We start from the raw sequence: 10177 nt of genomic DNA on the forward strand, positions 1-10177 counted from the left end.
GATTGTCCGGCGAACGAAGGGCATGGACGGCGGTTCCAGACGCGCAACCACCGTCCACAGGACAGGGGGCCGGTTTGGGCTGCGCCTAGTGACGCAGCCGTTCGGGCAGCACGCCCTCGGGCGCGAAGCGCAGGACGAGCGTGATCGTCAGCCCGATCACGAAAACCCGCATCTGAAGGGCGCGCGAGTCGAGATCGCCGGGCGCCACCCAGCCGAACCAGGCCGAGCCCCAGTCCCGCGCGAGGGCGAAGAGGGAAAGCGCGACCGGCTCCGACATGGTCCAGACGATGTAGACGAAGACCGCGCCGAAGATCGCGCCGCGATTGTTGCCCGCGCCTCCGAGGATCACCATCACCCAGATCAGGAACGTGTGGTTGAGATCCACGAAGCCCGAAGGGTCGAAGATCGAGGTGAAATGCACGAGCACCGCGCCGCCGAGACCCATCAGCATGGCGCCGAGCACGAAGATTTCCATGCGACGTCCATCGACATTCTTGCCCATCGAGCTCGCCGCCGCCTCGTTGTCGCGGATGGCGCGCATCATGCGGCCCCAGGGGGCGCGATAGGCGCGCTCCAGAAGCAGCGTGACGACGATGAGCATCGCGGCGGTCAGCGAAAGATAGAGCCCGCGCGCCCAGAGGAAGCCGATCTCGTTGGGGGTCGGCACCGGCCAGGGCAGCGGCGAGACGGTGAGCGTGCCGCGCGTCAGCCAGTCGGCATTCTTGAGGAAGGTCTTGATGATCTGCGCGATGCCGAGCGTGGCGATGGCGAGATAGTCCGCACGAAGCCCGAGGCAGATCTTGCCGACGAGATAGGCGATGGCGCCGGCGACGAGACCCGCCGCGATCCAGCCGACCGCCACGGGCAGGCCGAAGCCGCCGATGAAGCCCGCTTCGGCCTCGATCGCCGTCGTTGCCGGATCGAACTTGGCGGACACGAGCATGAAGGCGACGGCGGCGGACAGGATCGTCAGCGCCGTCACCAGCCCCTTCGGCAGGCCGACGCGCCACGCCTGCGACACGAGCGCGACGATCGCGACGGCACCGATCAGCCAGAGCAGCGCTTCGCCGAGGAGCGGGGCGCCGGTCCCCGCCCAGAAGGCGGGATTGACCGGGAAGGTCATCAGAACGGACGCGGCGGCACCGGCGACGATGAAGCCCATGATGCCGACATTGAAGAGCCCGGCATAGCCCCACTGGATGTTGAGACCGACCGCGATGATCGCATAGGCCGAAGCCTCGACCAGCATTCGCGTCGCATAGGCCGAGCCCTGAAGCGCATAGACGGCGACGATCAGAGCCAGGAGCGCGCCGATCAGGAGGAGTTCGCGGCGCAGGCGACGGTCGGGCAGGGTCCCCGCGTTGGGAGCGTCGGTCATCAGAACACCCGTCCCTTGAAGATGCCGGTCGGCCGGTAGATCAGAACCGCGACGAGGATGAAGAAGGGGACGACGAGGCGATACTCGGTCGGCACCATTGCGAGGCTCGCCGGGATTTCGAAGCCGGCGGGCAGGAGATCGCGGAAGGGTCGCAGCAGCACCGAGAAGTTGAACACGGCGAGCGTTTCCGCAAAGCCGATGAGATAGCCGCCGGCAATAGCGCCATACGGCTGCCCGATACCGCCGACGATCGTCGCCGCGAAGATCGGCAGGAGGATGTTGTAGGCAAGGTCCGGCTTCAGCTGCACGTCCATCGCCAGCATCGTCCCGGCGATCGCCGCGAGACCGCCGCCGATCGCCCAGGTCGCCTTGACCACCCGCTCGATTGGAATGCCCGTGACCCGCGCGAGATCGGGATTGTCGGACACGGCGCGCATCGCCTTGCCGAGCCGCGAACGGGTGAGAAACAGATGCAGCGCGATCACCGAGATGACGGTCAGCGCGATCAGCGCCACCTGCGGTTCGGTGAGGACGATAGGGCGACCGCCGGTCGGGATGCGGAAGATCGTCTTGGGAGCGTCGAGATACATGTCGCGCGAGCCGGTGCCGGCGAAGAGACGGATGAGGCCCTGGAGCATCAGGGTCACGCCGATCGAGGCCATGACCATCACGACGGGCTTGGCGCCACGCTGGCGCAGCGGCCGATAGAAGGCGCGGTCGAGGCCGATCGCGAACACGGCCGTCAGCGCCATGACCACGGGCAGGAGCGCGAGGACGAGCGGGATCGGCAGGCTGATTCCGAACGAGGCGAGCAGCCCGGCGAGGAGAAGCGCGAAGAAGGCGCTCGCCGTCATCATGTCGCCATGGGCGAAATGGGCAAAGCGCAGGATGCCGAAGATCAGCGTCACGCCGACGGCGCCTAGCGCATAGACGGACCCGATGATGAGGCCGCCGACCACGCCGCGATTGATGAAGAAGATAAGCTCGTCCAACGGTGGCCCCGTTCGTTCGTCGTCGCGTCAACCGCCGAGAAAGGATTTGGCGACCTCGGGATCGGCCAGAAGCGCCGCCCCGCTGTCGGTGAAACGATTGCGCCCGCTGGCGAGAACATAACCCTTGTGCGCGATGCCAAGCGCCTGCCGGGCGTTCTGTTCGACCATGGCGACGGTCACGCCCGTGGCGTTGATCGCGAGGATACGGTCGAAGATCTCGCTCATGAAGAGCGGCGAGAGCCCCGCCGTCGGCTCGTCCAGAAGGATCAGCTTGGGGTCGATCATCAGCGCGCGGCCGACCGCCACCATCTGGCGCTGGCCGCCGGAAAGCTCGCCCGCCGGCTGGTTCCGCTTGGCCTTCAGCGGCGGGAAAATGTCGTAGACGCGGTCCAGCAGGCCCGACACGTCGTCGCGTCGGACATAAGCGCCCATCTCCAGATTCTCGTGGACGCTCAGCGTCTTGAAGACGTTTTGCTCCTGCGGCACGAAGGCCATGCGAAGCGCGCTCAAGGATTCGGTCGGCCGATTGGTAATGTCGTGCCCGTCGAAGGTGATGGTCCCCGAGGATACGCGCAGAAGCCCGAAGATCGCCTTCAGCGTGGTGGATTTGCCCGCGCCGTTGGGGCCGACGATCACGCCGATCTCGCCCTGTTCGAGCGAGATGTCGACGCCGTTCAGGATCGGAGCCGCGCCATAGCCGGCCACGACGTTTCGAACCGACAGGAGGCTCATGCGGTGGCTCCGGGCAGGTTGGTGGCATGGCCCGTGGGCGAGCCGCCGAAATAGGCGTCCACAACCCGCTGGTCGGCCTGGATGTCGGCGAGCGTGCCCGTCATCATCACGGAACCGGCGGCCATGACGATCACCGGGTCGCACAGGCGACCGATCAGGTCCATGTCGTGCTCGATGACGAAGAACGTGTAGCCGCGCTCGCGGTTGAGCCGTTCGATATTGCCGGCGAGGTCGTTCAGGAGCGTCCGGTTGACGCCCGCCGCGATCTCGTCGAGCAGCACGACCTTGGCGTCCACCATCATCGTGCGGCCGAGCTCCACGAGCTTCTTCTGTCCGCCCGAGAGATTGCCCGCCAGCTCGTTCTTCACATGGCCGATCTGCAGGAAGTCCACGACCTCCTCGGCCTTTTCGCGAACCCGCGCTTCGAACTCGCGCACCTTTCGGCCGCGGAACCAAGCGTCGAGGAGGTTCTCGCCGGGCTGGCCGTCCGGCACCATCATCAGGTTTTCCAGAACCGTGAGACGGGAGAACTCATGGGCGATCTGGAATGTGCGAAGGAGGCCGCGAGCGAACAGCTCGTGAGGCTTCAGCCCTCCGATCGGTTGACCGTCGAGCAGGATCGTTCCCGAACTCGGCGCGAGATTGCCCGCGACCATGTTGAACAGCGTCGACTTTCCTGCCCCGTTCGGACCGATCAGGCCGGTGATGCTGCCCTTCTCGACGGTCAGGCTGCAGTCGTTCACCGCGACGAAGCCTCCGAACCGGCGGCTGACATTTTTCACTTCGATCATGGGGGCCATGACGGGTCGTTTCCGTTTGGCGGACGCGTATCGCGCGACAAGGAAAGGCGGAACGGCTCTCTTAAGGATATGTGAGGGGAAATTCAAATGCCGAAACGGCGTCGATCCGCCGGGCGGTCATTCTATGTTGAGGGCGGCGCCCCTATGTTGGGTCGCGTAACGCGCCGACCGCGAGTCGGACCCTTGCGGGAACCGTGCATGTTGAAGTCATCTGTCGCTGTCGACCGCCTCGTGTTTCGAGAAGCGATGAGCCATTTTGCCGCGTCCGTCTGCCTGGTGACGACGGATGGCCCCGCCGGGCGGCGAGGGGTGACGGTGACGTCGGTCTGTTCCGTGTCGGACGATCCGCCGACCATTCTCGTGTGTCTCAACCAGAAGAGCGGCGCCAACACACGCTTCGATCACAATGGCGTTTTCGCCGTCAATCTTCTGGCTTCGCGCAACGAACCCGTCGCGCGCGCCTTCTCGGGCGAGGGCAATCTGGAGCTGGAAGCCCGCTTCGCCGCCGGCCGGTGGACGACGCTCGCCACGGGCGTTCCGATTCTGGAAGACGCCCTCGTCAGCTTCGATTGCCGCGTCATCGACAGCCGGCCCGTCGCGACGCATCGCGTTCTGATCGGCGAGGTCCTGGCGGTGGCCGAGCCGATCGGTGGCGACAGCCTTCTCTACCGCGCGCGCCGCTACCATACTCTCTGAGCGGGAGCGCCTTACATCTCGCCCAATGGCTCGCGGGGCTGCGAGCGGCGCACTTGACCCGCCCCGCATCCCTGCGGCCTGATCGGTGCGCGCCCGCGCGCCGCTCGCGACGCCATCCAGCTCAAGCCCGGGGAGGGGCCTGACGTGGTCAGCACATTGCCAGCCCATATCGAGGACACGGTTTCCCTTCTCGCAAAGGCCGATTATGTCGCCGACCGCTCGCTCGCGACCGTCCTGTTTCTGGCGCTGCGCATGGGCCGCCCCTTGTTTCTCGAAGGCGAAGCGGGCGTCGGGAAGACCGAACTCGCCAAGGTGCTTGCTGCCACCCTCCATCGACCGCTGATCCGGCTCCAATGCTACGAGGGACTGGACCTCTCCTCCGCCGTCTATGAGTGGAACCACGCGGCTCAGATGATCGAGATTCGCCTCCGCGAGGCCTCCGGCGGCGCGTCGGGGGAGGCGCTGCGGGCCGACATCTTTTCCGAGCGTTTCCTGATCCGCCGTCCCATTCTCCAGGCGCTGGAGGGCGCGCCGGGCCGGGCGCCGGTCCTGCTGATCGACGAGTTGGACCGGGCCGATGAAGCCTTCGAGGCCTTTCTGCTCGAGGTCCTGTCGGACCATCAGGTGACCATCCCGGAACTCGGCACGATCCGCGCCGCCGAGCCGCCGATCGTCGTCATCACCACCAACCGCACGCGCGAGATTCACGACGCGCTCAAGCGTCGCTGCCTTTATCACTGGCTTGACTATCCGAACTCCGAGCGCGAGCTGGAGATCGTCAGACGCAAGGCGCCGGGCGCGAGCGCCGACCTCTCGCGCGAGATCGTCGCTTACGTTCAGAAGCTGCGCGCGGCCGATCTCTTCAAGGCACCGGGCGTTGCCGAGACGATCGATTGGGCGACCGCGCTGACCGAACTCGACGCCGTGGCGCTCGATCCGGCTCTCGTCTCCGACACGCTCGGCGTCCTCCTGAAATATCAGGACGATATCGCCCGGATCGAGAAGGGCGAGGGGCGGGAGATGCTGAACGCGGTGAAGCGCGAACTGGCGGCGGGCTGACGATGGACGGCGCCGCGCCGGAGGGGCGTCTTGCCGACAATGTCGTTTACTTCGCGCGCGCTCTGCGCCGAGCGGGGCTGCGGACGGGGCCGGCGGAAACGCTCGATGCGATTGCCGCGTTGAGGCTCGGCGGGATCGGATCGCGCGAGGATGTGTTCTGGACGCTCCACGCCGTGTTCGTTCACCGGCGCGAGGACAGCGCGGTTTTCTCGGAAGTGTTCGCCAGCTTCTGGCGCTCGCGGCAGATCGTGGAAAAGATGATCGCGCTCTTTTCCGGCCAAGCCCCGGCCCGACCCGCGGAACGCAAGGCCGGCGCGCGGCGGGCGGACGACGCCTTGGCCGGCGAGTCGTCGTCGCGGCAGGCGCCCAAGGACAAGCCCGTTCTCGATGTCGATGCACGGTTCACCATGTCGGCCGACGACCTCCTCCGACGCAAGGACTTCGCGCAGATGACGGCCGCCGAACTCGACGAGGCGCGGCGCGCCGTGCGGCGGCTTCGCCTCGCGGGCGACGAGCGCCGCACGCGCCGGCACAGGCCGAACCCGCGCGGGGCACGGATCGACCTGCGCGAGACCCTGCGCGCCAGCGCCCGCACGGGCGGCGATCTCCTCCTGCCGCATTGGCGAGTGCCCAAGCGCCAGCCGCCGCCGCTCGTGGTGCTCGCCGATATTTCCGGCTCGATGAGCCAGTATAGCCGTCTGTTTCTGCACTTCTTCCATGCCGTGACGGCGCGTCGCCGACGCGTCCACACGTTTCTCTTCGGGACGCGCTTGACCAACGTGACCCGCGAACTGGCGCGCCGCGACCCGGACGAGGCGGTGGATCGCAGCGCGGCCGCCGTGCAGGACTGGTCGGGTGGCACACGGATCGGAGAAGCGCTGGAAGCGTTCAACAAGCAATGGTCGCGCCGTGTCCTATCGGGCGGGGCGATCGTGCTTCTGGTGACGGACGGATTGGAGCGGGACGATACGGCGCTTCTTGAGGGGGAGATGGAGCGGCTCCATCTCTCCACGCGGCGGTTGATCTGGCTGAACCCGCTACTGCGCTTCGACCAGTTCGCCGCCAAGGCCAAGGGAATGCGGGCGATGCTGCCTTATGTCGACGAGTTTCGCCCGGTTCACTCCGTCGCCTCGCTCCAGGCTCTCTGCGACGCGCTGGCGGAGGATCGAAGCGGCTCGCGAACGCAGTCGCCGCGCGAATGGTTGAACAGACCGGCACAGGCCTGAAGGAGGGACGGGAATGGACACGCTTCAGGCATCGCATGACGTGCTGCGGATCGCGGAAGATTGGGCGCGAGACGGGCGCGGCGTCGCGCTGGCGACCGTGATCGAAACATGGGGCTCGGCCCCTCGGCCTGTCGGGAGCCACCTGGTGATCGATGCGGCGGGCGACTTTGCCGGTTCCGTGTCGGGGGGCTGCGTCGAAGGCGCGGTCGTGGCCGAAGCGCTCGACGTGATCGACAGCGGCACGGCGCGCATGCTGGAATTCGGCGTCGCGGACGAAACGGCCTGGAGGGTCGGCCTGTCCTGCGGCGGGCGCATTCGGGTCTATGTCGAGAAGGTCGGCTGATGGATCTCGCCCTTCTTCAGGCTCTCAACGCCGAGCGGCTGGCGCGGCGGGCCTGCGTCCTCGTCACCGATCTTCAGACCGGCGCGCAGCGCCTCGTGCGGGAAGCCGATGTCGAGGCGGACGAATTGTCCGATGACCTCACACGCGCGCTGCGCAGCGGCAAAGGGGGGACGGTCGGCGAGACGATCTTCCTGAACGTTCACCTGCCGCCACCCCGCCTCGTCGTAATCGGCGCGGCGCATATCTCGCAGGCCTTGGCGCCGATGGCGGCACTGGCAGGGTTCGATCTGGAGATCATCGATCCGCGCAGCGCCTTTGCGACGCCCGAGCGCTTTCCAAACACGCGATTGCAAGCCGAATGGCCCGAGCTCGTGCTGCGGGATCGGCCGCTCGATTCCTACTGCGCGCTCGTCGCCGTCACGCACGATCCGAAGATCGACGACCTGCCCTTGATCGAAGCCCTGCGGGCGGGCTGCTTCTACATCGGCGCGCTCGGCAGCCGGAAGACCCATGCCAAGCGGGTCGAGCGTCTGGTCGCGGCGGGCATTCCCGAGCACAAGCTCGCCCGGATCGAAGCGCCGATCGGTCTGGACATCGGCGCTTCGACGCCTTCCGAGATCGCCGTGGCCATCCTCGGCTCGGTCATCGCGGCCTTCCGCAAGCGCAAGATGCATGCCGAGCGACGCGGCGAGATGGAGCCCTCGTGAGGTTCGGACCGGTCGCCCTCACCGAGGCCGAAGGCTGCATTCTCGCCCATGCCACACGCGCCGGCATGGTGCATCTGCCCAAAGGCACGAGGCTGTCGCCCGGCGATATCGAGGCGCTGGTGGCCGCTGGCCTCCCGAACGTGATCGCGGCTCGGCTCGATGCGGACGACATCCCCGAGGACGAGGCCGCCGCCGATATCGCCGAGGCCCTTTCGACGGAGCAGATCGGCGCGGCGCCCGCCGCCACGGGTCGCGCCAATCTCTTCGCTGGCGAGGCCGGTTTGTTCTTGCCGAGCCGCGCGGCGGTGGATGCGCTCAATCGCGTCCATCCCGGCATCACGCTCGCAACGCTTCCGGAGTTCAGCGCCGTGGAGCCCGGCCGCATGGTGGCGACCGTCAAGATCATTCCGCTCGCCGTGCCGCGCGCCGCTTTGGACGAGGCTTTGGCGCTCTTGGGGGCCGAACCCGCCTTCACGCTCGCGCCCTTTCGCGCCCGATCGGTCGGCTTGGTGCAGACGGTTCTGCCCGCGACCAAGCCGGGCGTTCTGGACAAGACCGCGCGAGCGCTGCGAGACCGGCTGGCGCGCTCGGGATCGGTGCTGGTGCGGGAGATGCGCGTCGCCCACGAAGAGGGCGCGCTCGCGGAGGCGATCCGCGACGCCGTGCCGGACGAGGCGATGACCATCGTCTTCGGAGCCTCCGCCGTGATCGACGCGGCGGATGTCGTGCCGGCGGCGCTGGAGCGCGCAGGCGGCACGGTTCGTCACCTCGGCATGCCCGTCGATCCCGGCAATCTTCTACTTCTCGGCGCGGTCGGTGAACGGGACGTGATCGGCGCGCCCGGCTGCGCGCGCAGCCCGCGCGAGAACGGGTTCGACTGGGTCTTGGATCGGTTGCTGGCGAACCTGCCGGTGACGCCTCACGAACTCACCGGGCTCGGTGTCGGAGGGCTTCTCATGGAAATCGCGTCGCGGCCGAGACCGCGCGACCTCGCAGCCGCGCCACAACGCGAGCCCAGTATCTCGATCCTCGTTCTCGCTGCCGGTCGCTCCAGCCGCATGGGCGGGCCGAACAAGCTTCTCGCCACGTTCGACGGCGTGCCGCTTCTGCGCCGGAGCGTCGAAACGGCGCTCGGCTCGACTGCTATGCGCGTGCATGTCGTCGTCGGCCATCAAGCCGTCGAGACGCGCGCGGCTTTGGCGGGGCTCGACGTGGCCATTCACGACAATCCCGACTATGCCGCCGGTTTGGCGACCTCCCTCAAGCTCGGCTTCGCCAGCGCTGCGGCCGATGCCGATGGCGTTCTCGTCATGCTCGCGGATCAGCCGCTTCTGACGCCCGATCATCTGGACGCGCTGATCGCGGCCTTTCAGCCGGCGGGCGAGGGAGCGATCGTCCTGGCCTGCGATGCGGGTCGACGCGCGAACCCGGTCATCCTGTCCTCGACCTTCCGAAACGAGATCGCCGCGCTCGAAGGCGATGTCGGCGCCCGGGGTATCGTCCAGGCGCATCGCGATCTCGTGCGCGAAGTCGAGATCGGTCCCGCCGCCTCCTTCGATGTCGATACGCCGGATTTGATGGCCCGCGCCGGGGGCGTCATCGAGGGATCACTGAGCGCGCCTGCCTCCGCCTGAGTTCGGTAGCAGCTGCGCTCACGCTTTCGGCTTCGGCGCCTCCGAATGCCGGCTGGATTTTGCCTCCTGCCGGCATCGATCCGAGCAATAGAGCACCTCGTCCCACGTCCGCGCCCAGGCTTTGCGCCAGACCATGGGGCGGCCGCAATGAGCGCAGGGCTTGGAGGGAAGGTCGCTTTTCTTGCGCATTTTCGGCATCTTGCCGAAATGGGGTGATCAATCGCATTAGCAAGACGGCCGTTGCTTCGCCTGCCGACGCTTGCCCTCACGAGAACCCAGCAAAAGCCCGTCGATACAGCTTCTTACGCTCGTGTCCTCAGGCTAGAGCGTTTCGGGTTTTATCGGAATCGACTTGTGGTTCCGATCGCGGCTGATGTGTGATTCAAGATGCTGACTGGATGGGAGGCCGGCATCGGATGACAGCACCTCTTTCGCATGATCTTCGCCAGCGGGTCGTTGGTGCGATCGAAGCCGGCGAGAGCTGCCGATCTGCGGCCACGCGGTTTGGGGTCGCGGTGTCCTCGGCGGTAAAGTGGTCGCAACGTTATCGCACGACGGGCTCGTTGGCTCCGGGCAAGATGGGCGGTCACCGTAAGCGGCTTCTCGCCCC

General features: G+C 67.0%; 12 protein-coding genes. 7 read left to right on the forward strand and 5 right to left on the reverse strand.

Going from position 1 to position 10177, the window contains the following annotated elements:
• Positions 1 to 85: 85 nt before the first annotated feature.
• From B146_RS0121210 to B146_RS0121225, 4 genes are read right to left on the reverse strand one after another with little or no spacing between them, the layout of a single operon-like run.
• Complete coding sequence (locus B146_RS0121210) at positions 86 to 1378, reverse strand: branched-chain amino acid ABC transporter permease (RefSeq protein WP_019998495.1); 1293 nt, start codon at positions 1376 to 1378, stop codon at positions 86 to 88.
• Positions 1378 to 2370: a branched-chain amino acid ABC transporter permease gene (locus B146_RS0121215; RefSeq protein ID WP_019998496.1), complete on the reverse strand. Its 993-nt coding sequence runs from the start codon at positions 2368 to 2370 to the stop codon at positions 1378 to 1380. The genes B146_RS0121210 and B146_RS0121215 overlap by 1 nt, the downstream gene beginning before the upstream one ends.
• A gap of 27 nt (positions 2371 to 2397) precedes the next feature.
• A complete protein-coding gene (locus B146_RS0121220) occupies positions 2398 to 3102 on the reverse strand; it encodes an ABC transporter ATP-binding protein (RefSeq protein WP_019998497.1) in 705 nt (234 codons plus the stop codon).
• Positions 3099 to 3893, reverse strand: coding sequence for an ABC transporter ATP-binding protein (locus tag B146_RS0121225; protein WP_202815002.1), 795 nt, complete (start codon positions 3891 to 3893; stop codon positions 3099 to 3101). Before B146_RS0121225 ends, B146_RS0121220 begins: the two co-directional genes overlap by 4 nt.
• Positions 3894 to 4100: 207 nt before the next feature.
• Between B146_RS0121225 and B146_RS0121230 the strand changes: the two genes are divergently transcribed.
• The 6 genes from B146_RS0121230 to B146_RS0121255 all read left to right on the forward strand — a co-directional run bounded on the left by B146_RS0121230 (position 4101) and on the right by B146_RS0121255 (position 9567).
• Positions 4101 to 4598, forward strand: coding sequence for a flavin reductase (locus tag B146_RS0121230; RefSeq protein ID WP_026358832.1), 498 nt, complete (start codon positions 4101 to 4103; stop codon positions 4596 to 4598).
• 144 nt (positions 4599 to 4742) lie between these two features.
• Positions 4743 to 5657 carry an AAA family ATPase gene (locus tag B146_RS0121235; protein ID WP_040408849.1) on the forward strand — a complete coding sequence of 305 codons (915 nt, stop codon included), beginning with the start codon at positions 4743 to 4745 and terminating at the stop codon, positions 5655 to 5657.
• A 2-nt stretch (positions 5658 to 5659) separates the two neighbouring features.
• Positions 5660 to 6883, forward strand: a complete 1224-nt coding sequence (locus B146_RS0121240) for a vWA domain-containing protein (protein WP_019998501.1) — start codon at positions 5660 to 5662, stop codon at positions 6881 to 6883.
• A 13-nt stretch (positions 6884 to 6896) separates the two neighbouring features.
• Positions 6897 to 7226 (forward strand): XdhC family protein, encoded by a 330-nt coding sequence (locus B146_RS0121245; protein ID WP_019998502.1) that lies wholly within the window; start codon positions 6897 to 6899, stop codon positions 7224 to 7226.
• The gene (locus B146_RS0121250) at positions 7226 to 7933 is read left to right on the forward strand and encodes an XdhC family protein (RefSeq protein WP_019998503.1); all 708 of its coding nucleotides are present in this window, start codon (positions 7226 to 7228) and stop codon (positions 7931 to 7933) included. Before B146_RS0121245 ends, B146_RS0121250 begins: the two co-directional genes overlap by 1 nt.
• Positions 7930 to 9567 (forward strand): NTP transferase domain-containing protein, encoded by a 1638-nt coding sequence (locus B146_RS0121255; RefSeq protein WP_019998504.1) that lies wholly within the window; start codon positions 7930 to 7932, stop codon positions 9565 to 9567. Before B146_RS0121250 ends, B146_RS0121255 begins: the two co-directional genes overlap by 4 nt.
• 18 nt (positions 9568 to 9585) lie before the next feature.
• Here B146_RS0121255 and B146_RS28545 read toward each other — a convergent pair whose 3' ends face one another.
• The gene (locus tag B146_RS28545) at positions 9586 to 9765 is read right to left on the reverse strand and encodes a DUF2256 domain-containing protein (protein ID WP_081631067.1); all 180 of its coding nucleotides are present in this window, start codon (positions 9763 to 9765) and stop codon (positions 9586 to 9588) included.
• A gap of 200 nt (positions 9766 to 9965) precedes the next feature.
• Here B146_RS28545 and B146_RS28550 point away from each other — a divergent pair.
• Positions 9966 to 10177 (forward strand): helix-turn-helix domain-containing protein (locus B146_RS28550; protein WP_155897630.1); only part of this gene is annotated, 212 nt, incomplete at its 3' end.

This window comes from Aureimonas ureilytica DSM 18598 = NBRC 106430 (genome assembly GCF_000382705.1).
GTDB classification, from domain to species: Bacteria; Pseudomonadota; Alphaproteobacteria; order Rhizobiales; family Rhizobiaceae; genus Aureimonas; species Aureimonas ureilytica.

What these genes read in the sequence shown, in the direction of transcription:
- B146_RS0121245 (WP_019998502.1), top strand. Translation starts at nt 6,897, where the DNA reads ATGGACACGCTTCAGGCATCGCATGACGTGCTGCGGATCGCGGAAGAT.
- B146_RS0121220 (WP_019998497.1), bottom strand. Translation starts at nt 3,102, where the DNA reads ATGAGCCTCCTGTCGGTTCGAAACGTCGTGGCCGGCTATGGCGCGGCT.
- B146_RS0121210 (WP_019998495.1), bottom strand. Translation starts at nt 1,378, where the DNA reads ATGACCGACGCTCCCAACGCGGGGACCCTGCCCGACCGTCGCCTGCGC.
- B146_RS0121225 (WP_202815002.1), bottom strand. Translation starts at nt 3,893, where the DNA reads ATGATCGAAGTGAAAAATGTCAGCCGCCGGTTCGGAGGCTTCGTCGCG.
- B146_RS0121240 (WP_019998501.1), top strand. Translation starts at nt 5,660, where the DNA reads ATGGACGGCGCCGCGCCGGAGGGGCGTCTTGCCGACAATGTCGTTTAC.
- B146_RS0121250 (WP_019998503.1), top strand. Translation starts at nt 7,226, where the DNA reads ATGGATCTCGCCCTTCTTCAGGCTCTCAACGCCGAGCGGCTGGCGCGG.
- B146_RS28545 (WP_081631067.1), bottom strand. Translation starts at nt 9,765, where the DNA reads ATGCCGAAAATGCGCAAGAAAAGCGACCTTCCCTCCAAGCCCTGCGCT.
- B146_RS0121230 (WP_026358832.1), top strand. Translation starts at nt 4,101, where the DNA reads ATGTTGAAGTCATCTGTCGCTGTCGACCGCCTCGTGTTTCGAGAAGCG.